We start from the raw sequence: 21,979 nt of genomic DNA on the forward strand, positions 1-21,979 counted from the left end.
GCGGACTCTAGGAATTTTAAACCCACGGAGGTGGGTTTTGTCTGTATAGCCGCGAATTCTATTCGCTAGGGCTAGGGCGTGTTTTTACAAAAGTTAGATGCTCCCTTCCTGTTCTGACTTTTCACGCTATGTGGAAAAACAAACGCGAAACCTAACCCCCCAGCCCCCTTCCCTACCAGGGAATGGGGAGAATTCAAAGCCTCTCTCCTTGCAGGAGAGAGGTTTTCCAGATCCCGTGAAAAGTCAGCTTCCTGTTAAATGCAAGACTCAGATCCCCGACTTCTTCGATAAGTCGGGGATCTCGTTGTTCACGAATGATTAAGTAGGGCTATATGCACCCATCCTCGACCTATACAATATCTGAAGAAAGTTAAAAATCCTTTCTCTGTTCTCCATCTACCCACCTGCTTAACTCATGAGTTAGGATGACTATATTTTAATCAGGTGATATGAAAAGAATAGAAGTTGAGCAAAGAAGTATTTTAATTGGTTTAGCAGGTAGCTACGGCTATGGTTTAAATCGTCCTGATTCCGACTTTGATTATCGGGGAGTATTTATCGCACCCAAAAGGTACTACTTAGGATTTGACCACATAGAACAAAAAGATACTGGTTGGGATGAACCAGGAATATTTTCATTTCTGGATAGCAACAAAGACACAGTTATATATGAATTAAGAAAAATCCTCCAGTTGTTAGCGGGGGCGAATCCCAATGTTTTAGAATTGCTCTGGTTAAATAACTATCCTTTTTTAAGTACAGGAGGACAGCATTTAATTAATCATAAGCAGCTATTTCTGAGTAAGAAAGTAAAACATACTTACACTGGTTATGCCTTTGCCCAAATCAAAAAGATGGAAACTCATCGTAAATGGTTGTTAAAGCCACCGCAAAAAAAGCCAATACCATCTGACTTCGCTATAGAAGACGAAGCACCCCTGAGCAAAGATGAGCTAAATGCCTTTCTAGAGTATCTCTATAACTTAATCAGAGGACGGATTGAATTTTTGGAAGAAGCGGAACAATTATATCAATTACTGACAGCAGATATTGATTTTAAAGGAGTGTTAAAACAATATACTTTACCTGATGAAACTTTGGAATATACCCAACAGTTCACCAACAGCCGCAAAGATTTTATCCGTCTGCTTCAAAAAAGCCAAAGCTATCAAATAGCTTTAAGAGAATGGAAAGCTTACTTATCTTGGCAGGAAAATAGAAATCCGGCTAGGGCAGAAATGGAAAGAAAGTCGGGTTATGACCTGAAACATGGGATGCACTGCATTAGATTATTACGCAGTGGAGTAGAAATATTACAGCAAGGTGAAGTGATTGTAGATAGGAGAATAGCTGGTGATGTTGAAGATTTAAAAGCTATTTTAAAGGGTGAGTATTCTTATGAGCAAGTGATGAAAATGGCAGAAGATTTGGTCGCCAAAATGGAAATTGTTTGCGAACAATCTACCCTACCTCACAAACCTGATTTAGAGCAAATTAATGAGTTGTGTATGGAATTGGTAGAAATGCAGAATTGGTAAGTTATTGGGCATTGGGCATAGGGCATTGTTGATTAATAGGACTTATGCACAAATTACGGAATAACGTAGACGCTTCTCTACGAGACGCTACGCGAACGGCTTGCCGCAGGCTACCGCAGAGGCAATAGAGTTGCCAGTGTGTTGCGGGGGTTCCCCCCGTTGTAGCAACTGGCGCGGCACGGAGAAATCAGAGTTTGAGAGATATTTTGCGTAAGTCCTAATTAAGTTTCTTCCCCATTCCCCACTCCCCATTTAAAGAGTGTACATTAAGTCAGCAAACCCATAGAGGCTAATGATGAGTAATAGGGATGCTGTTAGTTGGGTAATTCGCGTCTGGGGTGAAGGCGCGATCGCTTCCCGCACTAAGATAGAAATAGATGCCCCAACTACTAAGCTCAAACCTAAGATTAAATAGGGTCTGTCGGGTACAATACTGGCTATTCCCAGCATTGCGATCGCTAGTAAGAGCATCAATAATTCTACAAACCTGGGCGGGTTGTATTGGCTAGATAAAACAAAGCTGTTGAACCAAAAAGACCAAAATCTCATAGTCAGTGTTAAATATTGAGTGCTGAGTTAAGAGGGCTGAGTTAGACTCTGCCAATTTTAGATTTTGGATTGAAGGAAAAATCCAAAATCCAAAATCCAAAATTAATTAACCCCTAGCCCCTAATTTTTGACCTGTGCCATTTTTTTGTGCAGTATCACTTTCTGGTAGTTCCACGCCAAAGATGCGGCTAAAAACTTTGGCGACTTTGTAGCCAGAATCAATCGATTCTAAGGGGTCTTTCCGCAGTCTGTGACGCAAGCATAGCGTAATTACGCGATGGATATCATCAACTGTAACTTCAGTGCGTCCTTCATAAGCTGTTAAGGCTTTGGCGGCGCGGTTACTAACAATGTCACCCCGCAAACCATCTACATCCAATTCTGAGCAGACTTCAGAAATTTTCACCCGCAAATCGTAGTCAATTTTTACTTCTGGCAAAAGCTGTTGAGCATTGACAATTTGCTCTTGTAATGCTTCTTGCTGGGGTTTGTAGTTTTCGAGAAATACTGGGGGATTTTGGTCAAAATCCGCCCGTTGTTCCACGATTTGCACCCGCAAGGCTGGTTCTTTGACTGTGTGAATTTCTGCGTGCATCCCAAAGCGATCGAGCAGTTGGGGACGTAGTTCGCCTTCTTCGGGGTTTCCAGAACCCACAAGCACGAAACGCGCTGGGTGACGGATAGAAATACCTTCCCGTTCTACAGTGTTCCATCCACTGGCAGCAGAGTCTAGTAACACGTCTACAAGGTGGTCATCTAGTAAGTTGACTTCATCCACGTAGAGAATGCCTCGGTTCGCCTTGGCCAGCAATCCTGGTTCAAAGGCTTTGACACCTTCAGATAAAGCTTTCTCGATGTCGATTGTGCCACAAACTCGGTCTTCTGTGGCTCCTAGCGGCAGGTCTACCATTTGGACTTTTTTGTGAGCTACGGGAATTTCCGCCCCTTGTTCTAACAGTTGGCGGACTTCATCGCTCATCAAGTCGGGGTCGCTAGGATCGCTGCTGAAGGGGTCATTGGCAACCACAGAAATTTCTGGCAGCAGATCGGCCAGCGCTCGGATAGTTGTGGATTTTCCGGTGCCGCGATCGCCCATAATCATTACACCCCCAATTTTGGGGTCAATCACGTTCAATAGCAGCGCCAGTTTCATTTCTTCCTGGCCCACAATTGCCGTAAAAGGAAATACTACGCGACGCGCACTTGCCGTGGATTGAGCAGTTGGACTCACTAAATTACCTTAACAATATTTTTCTTATTACAGTTCTTTATTGTGACACAGGTAGGGCGTGGAATAGTTTCGTAAATTTAAAAGTCTTATTAAATACATTGCTTTACGTGTACATACTAGAATATGAAGAATTAAAAGACATATAAAAGTATGAAAGAAAAATATATAGATGATATAGAAAGCTCTTCACTTAGAGTTTTAGACCTTTTCGCCGGTTGTGGAGGGTTATCTTTAGGCTTTCAAAATGCTGGTTTTAATATTGTAGCAGCATTTGATAATTGGAAACCAGCTATAGATGTTTATCGCAAAAACTTTAGCCATGAAATTTTTGATTACGATCTTAATAATTTGAAGAAAAACTATGAAATTTTTAGAGAAATGCGTCCTGAAGTTATTATTGGTGGTCCCCCGTGCCAAGACTTTTCTAGTGCCGGCAAACGTGATGAAGATTTAGGAAGAGGGGATTTAAGTATTGTCTTTTCTGAGATAGTTACAAGTGTTCTTCCTCAGTGGTTTGTGATCGAGAACGTAGAACTATTTCGTAAAAGCAATAAATATCAAGAGGCTAGACAAATCTTGAAAGCTGCTGGATATGGTTTAAGTGAAATAATTTTGGATGCTAGTCTGTGCGGTGTACCTCAAAAGCGAAAAAGATTTTTTTGCTTTGGGGAGTTACAAGGAAAAGACGAAAGTCTAGAACCTTACCTGAAAAAAAGGTTAGCAGATAAACCAATGACCATTAGAGATTATCTGGGAAATAAATTAGAAATTGAATATTACTATAGACATCCAAGAAGTTACCAAAGAAGAGGAATTTTTAGTATTGATGAACCCAGCCCAACAGTAAGAGGAGTTAATCGTCCTATTCCTAAAACCTATAAAAAACACCCTAAAGATCCAGTCAACGTTACAGAAAACTTGCGCCCATTGACTACAATTGAAAGAAGCTACTTGCAGACTTTTCCTGAAACATTTATTTTTGAAGGGACAAAAACAGACCTTGAACAAATGATCGGAAATGCTGTTCCAGTCAACCTTGCAGAGTATATTGCTCAAAGTATTCTTGAATATATTAGGACTACTATTTGATTTTTAAGGCTCTTCAGTTCATATGGAATCGAATAATATAGCGTTTCCTAATCAAATGAGGTACACCATATCCCCCTCTCGAAGAGCGGGGAGGGGGTTGGGGGTGGGGTTCTTGTACCTCACTCAACTGAGAACCGCTATAAATAAAATCTAATCATAGACTGCATTCCCTTCTGTGAGTGGATTTTAGACTTTTGAAACCTTCTATAAAACTGCGATTTTAATGCCGTACCCTAAAACCAACGCAAGAGCCATTTTTAAAAAGATACGTAGGGTGTGTTAGCGACAGCGTAACGCACCAAATCCTTACGAATGGTGCGTTACGGATTTGATCCTAACGCACCCTACAGTACTCATATTTGATTTTTGAACAAAACTCAGTACACCTTTATTCCTTCTTCCCAGTCCCCAGCGATGCACTGAGCTTGTCGAAGTGTCCCCAGTCCCTTACCTCTACGAGTGATTCAGAAATCAAATCGGATTGCTATATCGCAATACGGTTCAGTTAAGGCTAAAACTCTTTGGGAAGGTTAATTTTTTTAACGAACCGCAGAGGCACAGAGAACGCAGAGAGAAGGAGAAAATGCTTAACTGAACTGTATTGTGCTATATCGGGCACTAATGACTACTAACTGCGTCTAAGGATCTTATAACTTTGCTAGGTCTGCTTTAGTTTTTCTGGTGCAAAAGTTCCATAAGCAAGGAACGAACAACTACCAATTTACCAATCCTGTAGTGATCATAAAGACTTGTAGACTATATGGTTAGTAGATTCAATTATAAAAACTAGCAATGGCGTGTGTGGGTAGTTAATGCATCATTCAAATCTATGAAATCATCTTTTATTGTTCAAAGTTGGCGGCGCTCGCTCAAGTATCTTTTTCCCATTCTCATTTTAATATCCTTTGTTACGGTATTACTAGTAGACAGTTTCATCCCTGCGATCGCAGAAGGTGGGGGCTTCAGTGCGATCGCACAGATACCCCGTCAGGAAATTCGCGGGGTTTGGATGACCACTAATGATTTTGACACCCTCAAGAGTCGCGCCAAAGTGCAGGATGCTGTCAGTGAACTCCGCCGGCTGAACTTCAATACAATCTATCCTGTGGTGTGGAATTCTGGCTATGTGATGTATCCTAGCGCCCTAGCGCAGCGTGCAGGGATTCAACCTTTTGTCTCCAGAGGTTCAGATGGACATGATATTCTCGCAGACCTTATTACCCAAGCACATCGTAAAGGATTGCTGGTGATTCCCTGGTTTGAATTTGGTTTTATGGCTCCCCCAACCTCAGAACTGGCGCTAAATTACCCGGATTGGTTCACACAAAAGCGGGATGGTAGCCAAACTTCAATCAGTGCGGCTGGTGAGGTAATGTGGCTTAATCCGTTCCATCCACAAGTGCAACAGTTTATCACCAATCTTGTACTAGAAACTGTCACCCAATATGATGCCGATGGCATTCAATTTGACGATCATACGAGTTTGCCCTACGAATTTGGCTACGATAAATATACAGTTGCCTTGTACACCCAAGAAACTAATAATGCTCCCCCAAATGATCCTCAAGATGAGGACTGGGTAAAGTGGCGGGCAGATAAAATTACGGCGTTTATGGTACAACTTAACCAAGCTGTGAAGCAGAGAAAACCCCAGGCAATTTTCTCTGTTGCTCCCAATTATTATGATTTTGCTTACAAGTTTCAACTACAAGATTGGCTAACTTGGATACGGCAAAATATTGTAGACGAGTTAATTGTGCAAGTTTATCGTCCGAATCTACAAAGTTTTGTGGCAAATATTTCCCGCCAAGAAATTCAAGAAGCGCAACAAATAATTCCAACTGCAATTGGCATTATGACAGGGTTAAGAAATAATCCAGTTCCCATGCAGCAAATTAAGTCTCAGGTGCGGGCTGCCCAAGAACGCGGTCTAGGTGTAACCTTCTTTTATTATGAAAGTCTTTGGAACGATGCTTTAGAGTCTTTAGAGGAGCGACAAGCTGGATTTGAAAATCTCTTTCCATCTCCCGCACTCCGCGCCAGAGTTGAATAACTTTTCTGTTGAAGATTATGTTAATGAGTTCCTAAAGTCTATTTCTCCAGTAGCAGCAGGGAGTCATATCATGTCCGCTTGATTACTTATTAAACCCGAAGAACCCCACCCCGCCAAAGCTACGCTTTGTCTCCCCTCCCCGCAAGCTCTTAGGGGTTGGGGGTGGGGTGCAATGACTGTGGGAATCATAACTATAGGACTCATATTTGATTTTTGAACAAAACTCAGTACACCTTTATTCCTTCTTCCCAGTCCCCAGTCCCCAGTCCCCAGTCCCCAGTCCCTTACCTCTACGAGTGATTCAGAAATCAAATCGGATTGCTATATTTATACGGACATCATATCACAACATATAATCTGTGTTTTAGGGAAAAACATTTAAGGAGAATTTGTTAATTCCTGAATCAATTGCTCAGGAGTTAGAATTCGGGGTGTAATAACGGGGAAATCTTGAGGATTACGAGTAATAATCGTATCTAATTGATTCAAGACAGCAGTGGAGTATTGAATAGCATCTTCAAAATCCCGAAAATTTGCTGTTAGAGCCATCCTAATTGCAGTTTTATTTACCGTAGCAATTTGGCAGAAGGTAACTATTTGTCTCAAAAAGTCAATAGTTAAATATCGACCTTTTTGTTTACGGATAAGATAGTAAAGGTCGCTAAAAGTTGATGCTGAAATGTAGCCTTCTATTTGTCCCTGTTCAACAAATGCTAAAACTGTCTCGCTATTAGTGATATATGGCTGTCGTTCCAGAGCAATATCCACAATTATGTTGGTGTCAAGCAAGACTTTCACAGGTTATGTTTCTCCTTTAAATATTCCCATTTGGATTGATCTGGATCAAAATCAGGAGGTGCTGGCTGAGTTTTCTCAAACCAGTTTTGCAAAGCATTGATTTTAGTTCGTCTTTTAGGTGTCTCTGTCTGCGGTTCACTTGCTGGGACTGTAATATTCTCAAGCTTCTCAATAGCTTGCAAGACAATCACTTCCACATCTCCGGGGGGTAAATTCACAGGTTCGGTAATCACCAAGTTACCTGCTGGATCAATTTTCCCATTAAGTTTGTAAGCTTGCATAATATTTATCCTAGGACTCTGTTTCTAGATTATCTCGTGCTGACCAAATTGCCTCACGCAATACTTCAGGTTTCTCACAATAATGCTTGGTTTATTTCCGCATTGCTGTACTAGTAAAGACTTTAGTGATTAGAAAATAAGCACTAAAGTTCTTACTACAAACTCTTCATTAGTAGCTTGATATAACTTCCTACTCCCTACTTCCCACTCGCTACTCCTAACTCAGCATGACAATCTTCTACCGAAGTGCGTTGTCGCATGGCATTAACTAAAGCCTCGTAGCTAGACCAATTTTCTTGGAGTAGAGTTTTTGCTTGGAGGGCATGAAACCGCAATTTCTGTTGATAAGCTGATTCAGAAAAGCCTAAAATTGTCAAGACTCCTATCAGCTTGTTTTTATCATCAGATCCACCTTCAGCATTATTAAAAACTAGGGTTTCAGCAGCAATACCCGCCATCCAAACAGTGCAATAGCGGTCTACCATTTGGGCACTGATTTTACCTACTTCTAGTTGAGATGCTAATTCGCTATCATCAAAGCTAACGCCGCCTTGCCCAGGTTGCCCCTGTTTCCAGGCTTCCCAAGCGCTGAGTGTGTAGCCGGTAACGGGAATACCCAACAGGTAAGCAACTAAGAAATGTCCTGCTTCGTGATGGATGATGCGATCGCGGTGTTCTTTTGAAAAACCAGCAATCCAATCTAAAAAGATAGTACCACCCTTGCCTTGCAAGCTGAAACTATCTAATGTCGCTATGCCTAAGATGGTGAAGGTAGCGATCGCTGGTACTGCCGGTGATAAGTTGAAGAATGGCCCCAGCAATACCGATAGGGTCATGAGAAAGATAGATATTGCAACTAAATTTAGGCTAGTTTGGCTCATTGAGAGAATTCTTTAGAATCTGCTTAATCTTTCTTCATTATGAGGCGAAATTAGCTACAAAAGAAATGTGATTAAACAATGGTGCATTTACTGAGAATGACTTCCAGCCCCTTCTGTACTTGCTCAAGTTCTTGGCGCTTTTGGTAAATCTAGATTAACCCCTGATGAGTGAAAGTAAAATAAAATTATCCTCCACTTAAACCCCATCATGGCTATCCCAGAACTCGAACAACAACTCCTTCAGCTTTCCTCCAACGATAAACTGTATATGATCCAATTCCTTGCTCAAAGCCTGACCACACACAACACCCACCCAGACCAACCCACCAAACTCTCAGAATTCTTCCGTCAATCACCCCTGGCTGAACTCACCGAAGAACTCGACCTTAGCCGAGGCTTGACATTGCTAAAAACCCTCATTGAGTCCTTACAACCAGAAACCCAAATTGAAACCCCAGAATATCCCCTGACTAAATTCTATGGATGTATCCAAGATGAAACATTCTTTCGCCATCCCCAAGGAAAACAACCAGAACGCGAACCAATCTTGTGAAATTTCTGCTAGATACTAACACTTGTATTATTTATATGCGTGGTAAAAATTCTACCTTAAAACAGAAACTAGAAACCACTGCTACTAAAGATATTGCCGTTTGCTCAATCGTCAAAGCTCTAGTGAAGGCGGAGCGAAAACCACAGAAGAAATATCAAACTCTTCACTTATTGCAACCATTGACATTAAATTATCAAAATTCTCAGGCATTTTTCCCTGACCAATCATCTTTTTAAAAACGTTATAACAATCATTTCTGGCTCCTTCCTTACGAGCATAGCCAAGCCAAAGAATAATTATCGAACAGTCCGACTTAAAAACTTTAAAAAATAATCTATATCTTTCTGGTAAACCTTTATGCTTTACGCGGCTATATCTTTTAAGTTCATTTTTTAGAACAAAATAATTAGCAAAAGGATCGTTAGGTATTATGTTATTAATTATTACTACTTTAAGGTTAGAGACGAATCGAAAGATGAGACAGAGGTAGTTTTAGCTAAATAAAACAGCTACGGCAATTCTTGAAATAACTATTCTGAAAGTCCGCGTAGACTGACCTGACTTTTCACGTTATGTGGAAAAGCTAACGATTGACCTAACCCCCTAACCCCCTTCCCTACGTTCGCGTAGCGGCACGAAGTGCGGGAAGGGGGAAAATTCAAAGTCTCTCTCCTTTTAGGAGAGAGAAATAGAAGTGAGGTTTTCCAGATCCCGTGAAAAGTCCGCTTAGGCGGACTTTGTTTGTGTATACAGCAGATTTCAACTTTTCTACCAGAGGCTACGCCAACGTGAGGTACAGAAATACTACTGTTCTATTACCATAGACTAATAGAAAAACTCATGCGCTCACAGTGGAATTGGATATTAGGAGTCTAAACACATTGTTTTTCCGTTTCTAACCTACTTCCAAACTTGTCACAGCAAAGACGCGATTAATAGGTAAATTAGGAATTTCTTTAGTGTACATCCGAGCCGTTTGAGAGACTGGCTGCAATTGGTAACGTTGAACTAGGTTAATTGCTTGTACATTTGCATCTGGCACATCAAAAAACACTGGAGCATGAGGATTTTCTGCAAGCAAGGCTTGAAATAATGCTTCAGCAATCTGTTCGTCATTAGCAAACAGTGGCCCAATCCGAAAACCTGTGTGAGCAGATCGGATAACTCCGTAACCAACAAGATATCCATTTTTGAGAAACCCGAAAGCAGTACTTTCTGGCTGTTCAATCCAATGTTGTAGAAATACTGGACGCTTAGAAGGAAAAAGTTGACAATCGTAAGCCACCAACTCTTCAAAAGGCACTGTTTTCAGTTCGATGATACCAGCAGGCACAACACCGCCACCCACCCCTTGATAACGAATATGGTTATAAGCGATTTTGAAACCAGACTTTTTGTAGTTATCTTGTTGAGCTACTACACCATCCAAGCCGATGTTACGGTCAGCACCTAGATAGTCAATTGCTGTCTTCCAAATTTTCATACCCAACCCCTGCCCACGAAACTGGGGTTTAACAATGTAAAAACCTAGAATGCCGAAGTGTTGATCGTAAGCAACAGCAGAAATGCATGCCACCGGCTCACCATTCAACTCGCCCACAAAAAAACCGTTTTTGTCAGTTTGATAAAAAGATTCAGCATCATACCTTCCTGGATTCCAACCTTCGCTTGCTGCCCAAGTAATCGCCAAATCAATCTCCAACCTGTTCATTGTACGGACGATGAAGTTGTCAGGGGTCATAATATTTTCTTTCATGTCGCACATATCATAATAAGCTCAATGCCTATTTTTATTATCTAGTACTTACGCAAAACTACACGCTGTAGGGGCAATTCATGAATTTCCCCTACCTAAAAATCAGGGTTTCGGCTATTATTTGCGTAAGTCCTGATTATCTTTAGCATTTGTAGCCCTAGTGACTTCCAAATCGTCATACTTATTGACTTTGTAGATGATGGTCGAAAGTAACCAACTAAATACAAAGATGGCAATGATTAAGTAACCAATTGTGCCAAAATTATCACCTAGTTGACTAATGAAATCCCAAAACGGACTTTTCAGTTGTAACTGATCGCCAATAATGTTCAGAGCCTCAATTCCGCCAATGACCACAGCAACTAATACAGAAACAAGGGTGATGGTCATATTGTAGTAAAGTTTGCGGATTGGTTTGACGTAAGCCCAGCCATAAGCACCAAGCATTAAAATGCCGTCAGTGGTGTCAATCAGGGACATACCTGCGGTGAATAAAGCTGGAAATATTAGAATTGACCAAATAGGCAAACCTTTAGCGGCTTGATTTGCAGAAATCCCCAGCAGTGCTACCTCTGTAGCCGTGTCGAAACCTAAACCAAAAAGGAAACCTAAAGGAAACATTTGCCAGCTACTATCTATCAACCGAAACAAAGGACGGAAAATGCGACCGAGTAGCCCGCGTTGGTTCAAAAATTCATCTAAGGATTGCTCGTCATAGATTCCTCCTCGCTTGACGGTTTGGAAGGTTTTATAAACATCCCACAGCACCACCATATTAATTGCTGCAATTGCTAGTAGGAAAAGTGCAGAAACGCTACTGCTAATTAGCCCCCCAACCTTTTCAAAACTGGGAAAGTTGTTATGGATAGTTGCAGTGGTTAAGGCGATCGCAACAGAGGCCGCAATTACAACGGTGGAATGACCTAGAGAGAAGAAAAACCCAACAGAAACAGGTCGTTTGTTTTCCTGCATCAATTTACGGGTAACATTGTCAATCGCGGCGATGTGATCGGCATCGACAGCATGACGTAGACCAAAGCTATAAGCTAATACGGCAGTGCCAAGCAGAAGGGGGTAGCTGTGGAATGCAATGAGGGCAACTACCCAGATCAAAATATTCACGCTAATCAGGAACGCATAGATGTTGATAACTTTACGTCTAACGTTTCTAGAACTATCGTTGAAAACACGCGAAAATCTGGATAGCATTTATCACTCCTTATAAAGGCATATTTCGACAAGGTGAAAAACGAATGAGAGCCGTACCAGCATACTGAGCCAGCCTATAGAGGTTTCATTCATCAAATTTACTTACATTGACATTGACGTAAGGTTAAGTAAAACCTATCTAAGTGACAAATATGTTACAAATTTATGTCAAAAGTGTGTCTAGTTAGTCATACTTCATAACAGTGAGCAGCATTGGCAGGCTGAAATCTTTATAAATAAGACTAAAGAAGCTTCTCAATATATTTTGAGTTATTATCAAAAATGGGTTGTAGCAATATAGAAAACAATAGACATCTCCGAAAAAGAATGTAGAGACGTAGCAGTGCTACGTCTCTACAAGGGTTCTGGGTAACGCATATTTAATTTCACCAGATGTCTAATATGCGTGGTAAAAATTCCACCTTAGAGGATGTTTGAAAAGTTTTTTTGGTAACATCTAAGCCTCAAAAACCTAACCCCCCAGCCCCCCTTCCCTACAAGGGAATGGGGGTTTCAAAGCCTCTCGACCTTTCGGGGAGAGGAATGGAAGCGGGGTTTTGAGTATACTTTACAACTTTTCAAACAACCTCTTAAAGCAGAAACTAGAAACCACTGCTACCAAAGATATTGCCGTTTGCTAAATTGTCAAAGCTGAACTATTTTATTTGGATGTAGAATTACTCGAAGACTACTGTTCTATTTCCATAGACTAATACGCGATTTTGTAAGTGCGATCGCACCGCTCTTGCTAATACAATTCTCTCCAAATCTTTGCCTTTTCTCACCAAATCATCAACTTCATCACGGTGACTAACTCGCACTACATCTTGTTCAATAATTGGACCTGCATCTAAATCAGCAGTGGCATAATGAGCCGTTGCACCAATAATTTTTACACCCCGTTCAAAAGCTCGGTGATAAGGGTTGGCTCCGATAAAAGCTGGTAAAAATGAGTGGTGTATATTAATAATTTGCGGAAATTGACTAATAAAATCTGCACTAACAATCTGCATATATTTTGCCAAGACAACTAAATCTATTTTGTACTGGCGTAGTATTTCTAGTTGTTTCGATTCTTGTTCCGATTTATTGTCTTTAGTAATAGGAATGTGCTGGAACTCGATATTGAATTGCTCTGCCACTACCTTTAAATTAGAATGGTTGCTAATAATTAAAGGAATTTCTGCAATAAATTCTTTAGCGCGTTGTCGCCAAATTAAGTCAAATAGACAATGGTCTTGCCGACTTACCCAAATAGCAATGCGTGGTACTGTATCAGAAAAACGTATTTCCCACTTAGCGCCTAAAGGTTGTGCAATGGCATTAAACGCAGGTGCAATAAATTCTCGCGGTAAATTAAATCCATCTAACTGCCATTCAATGCGGGTGAGGAATAACCCAGCAGCAAAATCTGTGTGCTGATCTGCATGGATAATATTACCACCATTAGAATAGATGAAATTGGCAAATTTCGCCACCAATCCCCGTTGATCGGGGCAGGAAATCAGCAACGTTGCTGTCGGATTTGTCATAGTAATAGCGCCAGATTTTGAATTAATTATTTGCTGTTTGTCGGACTCGGTTTAGGAATAATGAGCGGAGGAAGTTTCTGACTATTATCTACAGGTTGTTTCCACTCTGATAATTCCCGATTCACGGCATTTGCAAAATCTGTAGATACCAACAGCACATTTATATTCCCATTGGGTTTTGTAGCAGGGTCAGTTAAAGCATACAATAAACTACCGTTAAAGTTAGATTTACCTAAAATCAACTGATGGCTTTGTCGGTTTTTCAGGGTGATATTGATAGTTGCTTGGGGTTGATCTAAGGCAAATTCTGCGAGGTCTTTTGCTGGAGTTGATAAGGTGCGTTCGCTCTTACCTTTGACCAACAAATCCATTAAATAAGAAACAATAGCATCATTTGCTGACCCGGATATCGGAGATTTGATTAACCACTTGGGGTTACTAGATTCACGGTTACGTTCCAGATTCAAGGTGAGTTTTTTTGTCTTGACTGTTAAAGACTGTACATCATCTTCTCTAAAAGAGAAAATTTGTTGCTTTTGTTCCTTATTTTCTTCTCGCACACTTGCACCCCGGATTTCAGAGAAGTAAACAAAACCACCTAAACCCAGGGCTAGTAGTATTAAAATTAAAGTCGTTCGCGGCAATTTCATTTTTTAATTATTGGGCATTGAGCATTACTAAAGAGTTAATAGTTTAGCGGTTCTCGCTTAGGTGCAGTACAGCTTTGACCTCTCTCCAAACCTCTCTCCTAAAAGCAGAGAGGCTTTGAATCTTACTCCCCAACGCTAGAAGGGAAGGGGGTGGGGGTTAGGTCTGTATTCCATGCAATTGGGAACCACTATAACTCCAAACTCCTAACGTACAGACGCGATTAATCGCGTCTCTCCAAACTCCTATAGCGGTTCCCACTCAGATGCGGTACAAAATTATATCGCAAGGTGTAGGGGCAATTCATGAATTGCCCCTACGGGTGTACCTCATGTGAACGAGAACCGCTATAACTCCTAACTCACTTCTTACCGTCGTTTCCACCAGATAATAACTGCCGCCGCGAACCCAATTAAAGGTAAAACTAACAAAGACGACAATATTAAAAGATTGGCTTGGGTGGTTGTCAGGGTTATCCGACGGTTTTTCGGTTCTTTGGGGCGAATGGAAAGGGGTTGTTGATCCTGTTGACTTAGCCAAGTAACTGAATTGAGAAATACATCTCCATTTAGTTGCTGTTGAAACAAGCCATCTGTGGCGAAGCTAGAGTTTCCGAAAACTACTAACCGGGATTCGGTGGATGTTTGAGATGAGGGAGATGAGGAAGTAGGGGGAGATGAGGGAGTGGGGGAAGTTTTACTTTGGGTGGTTGGTGATGGTAAAACTTGCGGAGTCTTGGGAGAGGGTGAAGGAGTAGCGCTAGTTTTGCTTTGAGTGGTTGGTGATGGTAAAGCTTGCGGAGTCTTGGGGGAGGGTGAAGGAGTAGCGCTAGTTTTGCTTTGAGTGGTTGGTGAAGGTGTCGGTGAAGCTTGGGGAGTGGAAGTAGATTTAGCTACTTGTTTTCTGCTTAAAGCAACACCCAAGATCAGAGGCCCTTTGAGGTCTTTACCTGCATTAAACTCCAATTTTTCGCTTTGGAGGTCGCTTTCTCCCCAACTCTTGGGATAAGGTTTAGTTCGCAGCAATGGAGTAGCTTCGACACCAGGTACAGAGGTAATTTCCAGTGGTCGGGCTATTGGATAAAAAGAATTGCCGTTACCGAAATCTTTGGTAATCGGATGTTGACCGTATTCTGTGACTACAGGCGCAGCAGGGCCAAGTCCCACTACGCTTTCCCCAGAAACATCTACTGCTAAACGATTATCCAGACGAACACCCCATTCTTGTAGCAAGCTGTCAAGTTTGGGATCGGTATTGGGATCAATCATCAACAGTAAGTTACCGCCGCGATTCAGATACTCTTGTAAGGCTTTGACTTCGCCCTCAAACAATTCTCGTTTGGGGCCAGCGACGATGACGACAGCAGCATCTTGAGGAACTTTGGAAGTTTCTGCTAGATTTAGCGGTGCTGTTGTGAAATTTTTGTCGCCTAATCCCTGAACTGCTTGTGATATTGCACCTTTACCAGCCGAAAGTTGACGTTCGCCATGACCTTGCAGTAAGTAAACTTTGGCTGTGGTTGAATTTGTTAGTTGTTGCAGCCGACTAGTTAATCTGACTTCCGATAAGCGCTGATTTTCATTTACTGTCTGTACTAATTGCCGTTTATCCCCAGATTCTAAATAAACTTCCCCGTAATCTTTAACGCCAAACTTTTCTGCAAGTCCTGGTCTTGCTTGGGGGTCGATGTATTCATATTTAAATTTTGAGCTTTGTCGCTGATAATTTTCTAGCAGTTCTCGGTCTTGGGGATTCTGGTTAATATCAAACACCCACACTTTAACTGGCTGTGGTAAGAGACTCACTAATTGCTGTGACTGGGGCGCAAGGGTAAACAATTGAGCCTCTGTTAAGTCTGCCCGCAGGTGGTAGCGAGTTCCCAAAAAGTTAATCAATCCCAAAATTGCTAATACTGCTAGAGTCGCTACTAGGGCATTAGTCCCAGCTTGGGTAGAACGACGTTTCCACCAATTAGTCTCGTAGCTTTGCCATATTATCCCCAATCCACTGATGACAATTCCCGTAATTATAAATGCTAACGGGATTAGTCCCCACTGTTCAGAGACTAACCCAACTGTTAAACCCACAGTAATTAGGAACGGACCTAACCAAAATAGATATTTCCACAGTTTCTTTTTTGCAACTATTTTCATATTATTAGACTGAAGTGAGGAGTTAGTAATTAGTCATTATGAGTTTTAAGAAAACAGAATTCAGGAGTAAGGAGCCAGAATTCAGAATGGGATTATCTATGATTGGCGGATAAATAAACGGGTTTAAGTCTCCCACTTTCTTATTCTGAATTCTGTATTCGTCTTCAACTCCTCACTCCTAACTTTTAACTCATAACTTATATAACTACTGCCTTTGAAAGCGCAGTGCATCAATTGATTGAGCGGTGAGAAAGATGCCCAAAAAAATGTAACTGGCAAATAAAATTAAGGTGCTGGTATCGAAAATTCCTTGGATTAAGGTGTTGTAATGTTTCAGCAATGACAGATAACTTAAGGCTTCGCCCACGGGTCCAGGAATAATTTTGCCGATTAAATCAATCAATAACAATAATAAAATTACAGCAAAGGTGAGAACGGCAGAGAGAATTGTGCTGTCTGTTAATGAGGAAATAAACATTCCTATAGATAAAATTGCTGCTGCTAGCAAGATTAATCCAAAATGACCCAGCAAGAGAATTGAGGGTGCCATTGGTGGATTTGAGCCGCCGATAGCGATCGCTTCCAACACTAGCATGGGTACAATCATTGTGATAAAAAATGTTAGCACGCCTAATAATTTACCTACAGCTACTGCCCAATTGGTAATTGGTGAGGTGGCTAACAGTTCTAAAGTCCCCCGCTTACGTTCTTCGGCATAGAGTCCCATTGAGAGTATTGGCAGGATAAACAACAATAGCCATTCTATGCGCTCCAAAAATGCCCGCAGAAATTCGTAGGGGACATCTATGGGCGGTACTGGTACTCCCATTTGTTGCCCTTGTGAATCTATTGCCGCAACCCCTACCAAAATGCCATCTGGCCCTAGCAAAATCATCACGAAGAATAATCCCGATAGTAACCAAAATATACCTGCGATCGCATAAGCCAAAGGTGATACAAAATAACTCTGTAACTCTCGGCGATAAATGGCAATAATATTACTCAGCACTACACCCATCTACGCTGCCTCTCCTTCGTTGTCTGCTGCTAAGTCTACCTCAGTCTCGAAATTCTTTTCTTCTGTAGTCAGTTGCAAGAATACATCTTCTAAGGTGGCGTTAACACGCCGCAATTCATGTAAACCAAATCCTGCACGTACTAATGTTGTGGCAATATCCTTTCCTGGTTCTTTTCCCGGTTGCGATATCACCCGCAGGTAAGCGCGATTTTCCGGGAGTTCGCCGTGCATTCCGGCTGTGGGAATTGATTCTATCAAACTCACACCCGCGACTTTTTGCAATACCTGTTTCGCTAGGGCTGCTTCTCCTTCTATTTCCAATTCATACCCTGAGCCACCTGTCAACTGGGTCATCAGGTTTTCTGGGGTATTAGTTGCCACAACTTTACCGCGATTGATGATGGCGACGCGGTTACAAGTCATGCTTACTTCTGGCAGAATGTGCGTGGAAAGAATAATTGTGTGAGTACCAGCAAGGCTTTTAATTAAATTCCGCACCTCAATTATTTGTCGGGGATCGAGTCCAACGGTGGGTTCATCTAAAATGATCGCTGGGGGATCGTGGACGATCGCTTGAGCAATTCCTACCCTTTGGCGATATCCTTTGGAGAGTTTGCGGATAATCACCCGCCGCTTATCTTCTAAATTACAGCGTTCAATCGCGGCTGTTACCTTGTTGGGGCGATCGCCTGCTGGAACTCCCTTAATTTGGGCGACAAAATGCAAAAATCCCTCCACCGTCATGTCTGGATATAAGGGCGGTGTTTCGGGTAAATAACCAATTCGTTGGCGTACAGCTAGAGAATTTTCATGGACATCATAACCAGCAATCCGGGCATTGCCATTGGTTGCCGGTAAATAACCAGCCAGAATCCGCATGGTTGTGGTTTTACCAGCGCCATTGGGTCCCAACAAACCTAAAATTTCCCCAGGTTCGACGCTAAAAGTGACATCAGTAATCGCTGGGGTGGAACCGTATATTTTACTTAGATGTTCAACTTCGATCATCGGTATAGTGGCGATCGCAATTTATTAAGATACCCAACAATCTTAGATCACGATATTGGGTATGGGGGACTGGCACTAAGATTAGCCGACAACGGGTAAAGTTCCTGAAAAATCTAACCCCCTTCCCTAGGGTTCGTAGTTGCGCTTTAGCGCTAAAGCGCAACTACGAACTAAATTAATACCCCTCAATTTAAACTTGACGGACTACTAGAATTCACCTTAGTAGTCCAAGAGCCATTTCAAGGTGCATCTTAGCCTTGTGCAAGTTCAGCATATTCTCTTGATCGTATCGGTCAGGGTAGCTCATAGCCTTTCCCTCCATCGTTAGCTTAATCAGCGCCGCTTGCTCATCAGTGGGTGAGTTCATCTCATCTACCACCCCTTCCAGGAATTGAATAACACTGAAACCTGGTGATTTTAACCCTTTTCCTTGCCTTAATTGAGCGAGTGCTATCTGTGGGAATGCCATCAAGGTGACAATCCAACTAGTCTTGTAGCCTCCATTCCCAGTAGGCTTTAGTCCGTAACGCCTACACAAGTCTCTCAACTCGGCAGTGGTTTTGATTTCGAGTTCTGACCTTGTGAACATAAAATAGAGTTACCCATTTGTAAAAGTGGTATCGGTGGTGAACTTGTTTTGCTGACGTGAACACCACCGACTTAAAACTCTATTCTTTGGTAGACATTGAATCAAGCGTTATTTATATTTCTCAACAATGCCTAATCCTAAAGGGAACCCACAAAATTTTGAACCAATCAAGTCTGATAGAGAAGAACCTTTAGATGGAAAACTGACTATTCGTGTTACCAAGTCGATGGAGAAAGAGGTAAAGGCACAAGACGACCCTCCTGAATTCTGTAGAGAAGCTATACAGAAAGCACTAGATGAGAAAAAAGGGAAGTAGCAAAAAAATTGTAGGTTGGGTGGAGGCTTTGCCAAAGCCAACATCCTGATATGTGTTGGGTTGCGCTCCGCTCCACCCAACCTACATCTAATGCACTATTTTAAGCTTGCCACGCCACTACTTACTTACCGTGAAAAGTCAGGTTAATAATAGCTACCAGATTTACGATGCTCCAAAGCAGTGACACCATCATTTTCTAACACTTCACCGTGATTGATGACAGCATAAATTAACCATCTATCACCACATTCAAGCTGATTTTGCACCGTACATTCTAAATAGGCTAATGCCTCATTTAGAATCAAACAACCATTAAGAGCAGTTTTTGTGGCAAGATTTGCAAAGGGGTTATCTCCTAAAGTGCTATGACGAGAAAAATAGCGTCGCAGATTTCTTCCTTCTTTGAGGATATTCAGCACAAATTGATCACCAGGATGATGCATTAAATCTGCATTTTGTTCATTAGCGATCGCAATCATAATTCCTGGCGGGTTAAAAGTTGCTTGAGATATCCAAGAAGTTAAAACCCCTTTGTGAGTTTGTTCATCACGAGTTGTGACAACACACAGAGAACCAATGATCCGCCCCACAGCTTGTTCAGTACGATCTACATGGGTTTCTGTGACTATCTGACGGGAACTACGCAGTTTTTTGGTTTTCTTCAAGTTTTGGGCAAAAAAAGCACCTGCTTCTTGACACTGCTGGAGAATCTCAGGAGTAGGGCTGAAACGCACTCGAATGGTTTCAAATCCTAGTTGATAATTGGCATCTTTGAGCTTGCTTTCTATTAAATCTATTGCTTCTCCACTCCAACCGTAGGAACCAAACACCCCTGCTAACTTAGTTTTAGCCGCCACCGAGAGGACTATTCCTAAAGCTGTTTGAATTTGAGTTGGTGCATGGCCGCCTAAAGTGGGTGAACCGATAATCAAGCCATCGCAGGTTTCGACAATGCGGTTAATCTCGGCAGAATCTGCTAGTTCACAGTTAACCGATTCTACATTAATTCCATTTTGAATCAAACCTTGAGCGATCGCATTTGCCAGAGTTGCTGTATTTCCATAGGCAGAAGCATAAAGCAAAGCGACACTCAATTCCTGAGATTTTTGCCCTTGACACCATTGACGGTAATCATAAGTAAAACGACTCAGGCTGTAACGAACAACCGGTCCGTGTGCTGGGGCATAACATCTGGCTCCCAAAACCGATATTTTATCTAAGGCCACTTCAACTTGTTTGGCTTGGGGCGCATGGAGACATTCAAAATAGTAACGACGTTCCGCATCTAATCCTTTCCAATCTTCATCAAACAAAGTATCTTCGCAAATATGAGCGCCAAAAAGTTTGTCTGTGTAGAGAATTTTGGTGGCGGGATCGTAGGTACAAAGTCCATCCGCCCACCGGGGAGTTGGTACGGTGATAAATGATAGAAGATGTCCTTCTCCTAAATCTAGAGTATCCTGCGATCGCACCGCTTGAATACGTGAGTCCCATTTGGGAAAGGCGATTTTTAGAGCATTGGCGGCGGGGCGAGAACAAATTAGAGTGACTTGAGGAACTTCAGAGAGCAATACCTGCAAAGTTGCGCTGCGGTTGGGGTTGACATGACCGAGAACAATGTAATCTAGGGTGTTAAAGTCTAAGTGTTCTGCTAGTTGCTGAAGGTAAATTTCGGTAAAAGATTCGCCGGGAGGGTCAATTAAAGCCTTTTTATCAGCTTGAATCAGATAAGAATTCGCCGTAGTTCCTTTTTGGCGAGAATACTCCACCTCAAATTTTAGTCTGTCCCAAGTCCGCGATCGCAAAATCAGAGTATTTTTACCAATTTCAGCAACTTGCACATCTCTAGGATGGCTGGTAGTTAAAGTATTTGCAGACATAATAAGCTTTGTGGGGAATGGGGAATGGGGAATTGGGAATGGGGAATTGGGAATGGGGAATGGGGAATTGGGAATTGGGAATTGGGAATTGGGAATTGGGAATTGTCCCAATACTGTTCGGTTAAGGCAAGAGACGCGATAAATCGCCGTCTCTACAATAATCAGTCTTTCCTCTTGACGGCGATTTATCCCGTCCTTGTGATCATATAATTTTCATCAAAAAACCTTAACCGAACTGTATTGGGCATTGTCCCCCTCATCTCCCTACTCCCCACTCTTAATGACCATTGGTTTGTATTAATTCAGAGTTGGCTCGGCTTCTATAACGTTTAGATACTTCTTGTTCCGGGTCGATACCTTCAAAAGTCGGGGGTAGCCAGACTCGGAGAAACAATAGTATTCCCAGCACTAATAAAAAGGCGCAAGTTGCTAAAACTTGACTCCAACTTGTTTCTAGAACACCTTTAACAATCACTTCTCGCAAAGCGGAAACGATAGAAACTTCCACAGCTACGCCAATAGATACTCGATGTTCCTGTAGGTAAATAATCAGCAGTCGAAATAACTCAACTAATATCAATAAAAAGAGAATATCGGCAGTAACAGCATGAAAATCTAGAGGCGGAAGTAAGGAGAGAAACATATCTTTCACCTGAAGCACCATGAAGCTAAATAAACCGATACACAAACAAATTACAATCACATCTTGAATAAATTCCAAGGTTCGCACAACGCGCCCCCGATTTATTTCGTACATAGTAATTGGAGTATTTTCAGCAGATTTACGCATAGTTTTTTAGGAGTGTGTTGTAGAGACGCGATTCATCGCGTCTGTGTGTTGTAGAGACGCGATTCATCGCGTCTGTGTGTTGTAGAGACGCGATTCATCGCGTCTGT

Annotated in this window: 21 protein-coding genes and 1 pseudogene; 6 read left to right on the forward strand and 16 right to left on the reverse strand. The window is 41.8% G+C overall.

All coding sequences use genetic code 11. The features are described 5' to 3' along the window. Positions 1–449 precede the first annotated feature (449 nt). Positions 450–1,538, forward strand: a complete 1,089-nt coding sequence (locus V7K97_RS23600; protein ID WP_334803419.1) for a nucleotidyltransferase domain-containing protein — start codon at positions 450–452, stop codon at positions 1,536–1,538. Positions 1,539–1,790: 252 nt separating this feature from the next. Here V7K97_RS23600 and V7K97_RS23605 read toward each other — a convergent pair whose 3' ends face one another. Both V7K97_RS23605 and bchI read right to left on the reverse strand, forming a co-directional pair. Beyond that, positions 1,791–2,087, reverse strand: a complete 297-nt coding sequence (locus tag V7K97_RS23605; RefSeq protein WP_334803420.1) for a hypothetical protein — start codon at positions 2,085–2,087, stop codon at positions 1,791–1,793. A 106-nt stretch (positions 2,088–2,193) separates the two neighbouring features. Continuing rightward, entirely contained in the window at positions 2,194–3,318 is a 1,125-nt protein-coding gene (bchI, locus tag V7K97_RS23610; protein WP_334803421.1) for a magnesium chelatase ATPase subunit I, read from the reverse strand. A 150-nt stretch (positions 3,319–3,468) separates the two neighbouring features. Between bchI and V7K97_RS23615 the strand changes: the two genes are divergently transcribed. Together V7K97_RS23615 and V7K97_RS23620 are read left to right on the forward strand one after the other, a co-directional pair. Then, positions 3,469–4,407, forward strand: a complete 939-nt coding sequence (locus V7K97_RS23615; RefSeq protein ID WP_334803422.1) for a DNA cytosine methyltransferase — start codon at positions 3,469–3,471, stop codon at positions 4,405–4,407. An 829-nt stretch (positions 4,408–5,236) separates the two neighbouring features. After that, positions 5,237–6,460, forward strand: coding sequence for a glycoside hydrolase family 10 protein (locus V7K97_RS23620; RefSeq protein WP_334803423.1), 1,224 nt, complete (start codon positions 5,237–5,239; stop codon positions 6,458–6,460). Positions 6,461–6,838: 378 nt separating this feature from the next. On the opposite strand, the gene V7K97_RS23625 is transcribed toward V7K97_RS23620, so the two are convergent. The 3 genes from V7K97_RS23625 to V7K97_RS23635 form a co-directional block, all read right to left on the reverse strand. Then, the gene (locus tag V7K97_RS23625; RefSeq protein WP_334803424.1) at positions 6,839–7,258 is read right to left on the reverse strand and encodes a type II toxin-antitoxin system VapC family toxin; all 420 of its coding nucleotides are present in this window, start codon (positions 7,256–7,258) and stop codon (positions 6,839–6,841) included. Continuing rightward, complete coding sequence (locus V7K97_RS23630) at positions 7,255–7,539, reverse strand: hypothetical protein (RefSeq protein WP_334803425.1); 285 nt, start codon at positions 7,537–7,539, stop codon at positions 7,255–7,257. Before V7K97_RS23630 ends, V7K97_RS23625 begins: the two co-directional genes overlap by 4 nt. Positions 7,540–7,736: 197 nt before the next feature. Beyond that, positions 7,737–8,420, reverse strand: a complete 684-nt coding sequence (locus V7K97_RS23635) for an ATP-dependent Zn protease (RefSeq protein ID WP_334803426.1) — start codon at positions 8,418–8,420, stop codon at positions 7,737–7,739. A 208-nt stretch (positions 8,421–8,628) separates the two neighbouring features. On the opposite strand from V7K97_RS23635, the gene V7K97_RS23640 reads away from it, so the two are divergent. Together V7K97_RS23640 and V7K97_RS23645 are read left to right on the forward strand one after the other, a co-directional pair. Continuing rightward, positions 8,629–8,973, forward strand: a complete 345-nt coding sequence (locus V7K97_RS23640) for a hypothetical protein (protein WP_334803427.1) — start codon at positions 8,629–8,631, stop codon at positions 8,971–8,973. Then, the gene (locus V7K97_RS23645; protein ID WP_334803428.1) at positions 8,970–9,209 is read left to right on the forward strand and encodes a hypothetical protein; all 240 of its coding nucleotides are present in this window, start codon (positions 8,970–8,972) and stop codon (positions 9,207–9,209) included. The genes V7K97_RS23640 and V7K97_RS23645 overlap by 4 nt, the downstream gene beginning before the upstream one ends. Before the next feature lie 4 nt (positions 9,210–9,213). Here V7K97_RS23645 and V7K97_RS23650 read toward each other — a convergent pair. From V7K97_RS23650 to V7K97_RS23690, 9 genes and pseudogenes are all read right to left on the reverse strand, one after another. Beyond that, positions 9,214–9,450, reverse strand: a pseudogene (locus tag V7K97_RS23650) (type II toxin-antitoxin system YhaV family toxin); the annotation flags it as partial. A 418-nt stretch (positions 9,451–9,868) separates the two neighbouring features. After that, complete coding sequence (locus V7K97_RS23655; protein WP_334803429.1) at positions 9,869–10,729, reverse strand: GNAT family N-acetyltransferase; 861 nt, start codon at positions 10,727–10,729, stop codon at positions 9,869–9,871. Positions 10,730–10,846: 117 nt separating this feature from the next. Beyond that, positions 10,847–11,938: a HoxN/HupN/NixA family nickel/cobalt transporter gene (locus V7K97_RS23660; RefSeq protein ID WP_334803430.1), complete on the reverse strand. Its 1,092-nt coding sequence runs from the start codon at positions 11,936–11,938 to the stop codon at positions 10,847–10,849. A 677-nt stretch (positions 11,939–12,615) separates the two neighbouring features. Beyond that, complete coding sequence (gene purU / locus V7K97_RS23665) at positions 12,616–13,470, reverse strand: formyltetrahydrofolate deformylase (protein ID WP_334803431.1); 855 nt, start codon at positions 13,468–13,470, stop codon at positions 12,616–12,618. A 26-nt stretch (positions 13,471–13,496) separates the two neighbouring features. Beyond that, positions 13,497–14,120 carry a DUF4340 domain-containing protein gene (locus V7K97_RS23670; protein ID WP_334803432.1) on the reverse strand — a complete coding sequence of 208 codons (624 nt, stop codon included), beginning with the start codon at positions 14,118–14,120 and terminating at the stop codon, positions 13,497–13,499. 366 nt (positions 14,121–14,486) lie between these two features. Beyond that, entirely contained in the window at positions 14,487–16,271 is a 1,785-nt protein-coding gene (locus tag V7K97_RS23675) for a GldG family protein (protein ID WP_334803433.1), read from the reverse strand. A 205-nt stretch (positions 16,272–16,476) separates the two neighbouring features. Then, positions 16,477–17,289: an ABC transporter permease gene (locus V7K97_RS23680; protein WP_334803434.1), complete on the reverse strand. Its 813-nt coding sequence runs from the start codon at positions 17,287–17,289 to the stop codon at positions 16,477–16,479. After that, positions 17,290–18,297 carry an ABC transporter ATP-binding protein gene (locus V7K97_RS23685; protein WP_334803435.1) on the reverse strand — a complete coding sequence of 336 codons (1,008 nt, stop codon included), beginning with the start codon at positions 18,295–18,297 and terminating at the stop codon, positions 17,290–17,292. Positions 18,298–18,511: 214 nt separating this feature from the next. Further along, positions 18,512–18,886 (reverse strand): hypothetical protein, encoded by a 375-nt coding sequence (locus V7K97_RS23690; RefSeq protein ID WP_334782158.1) that lies wholly within the window; start codon positions 18,884–18,886, stop codon positions 18,512–18,514. A 127-nt stretch (positions 18,887–19,013) separates the two neighbouring features. Between V7K97_RS23690 and V7K97_RS23695 the strand changes: the two genes are divergently transcribed. Beyond that, positions 19,014–19,202 carry a hypothetical protein gene (locus tag V7K97_RS23695; protein ID WP_334782159.1) on the forward strand — a complete coding sequence of 63 codons (189 nt, stop codon included), beginning with the start codon at positions 19,014–19,016 and terminating at the stop codon, positions 19,200–19,202. A 143-nt stretch (positions 19,203–19,345) separates the two neighbouring features. Here V7K97_RS23695 and V7K97_RS23700 read toward each other — a convergent pair whose 3' ends face one another. Together V7K97_RS23700 and V7K97_RS23705 are read right to left on the reverse strand one after the other, a co-directional pair. Beyond that, entirely contained in the window at positions 19,346–21,082 is a 1,737-nt protein-coding gene (locus V7K97_RS23700) for a diflavin flavoprotein (RefSeq protein WP_334803436.1), read from the reverse strand. A 277-nt stretch (positions 21,083–21,359) separates the two neighbouring features. Beyond that, on the reverse strand, positions 21,360–21,872 hold the full coding sequence (locus V7K97_RS23705; RefSeq protein ID WP_334803437.1) for a phosphate-starvation-inducible PsiE family protein: 513 nt from the start codon (positions 21,870–21,872) through the stop codon (positions 21,360–21,362). Positions 21,873–21,979: the final 107 nt, after the last annotated feature.

Origin of the sequence: Nostoc sp., assembly GCF_036917815.1 — a bacterium.
Taxonomy (GTDB): Bacteria; Cyanobacteriota; Cyanobacteriia; order Cyanobacteriales; family Nostocaceae; genus Nostoc.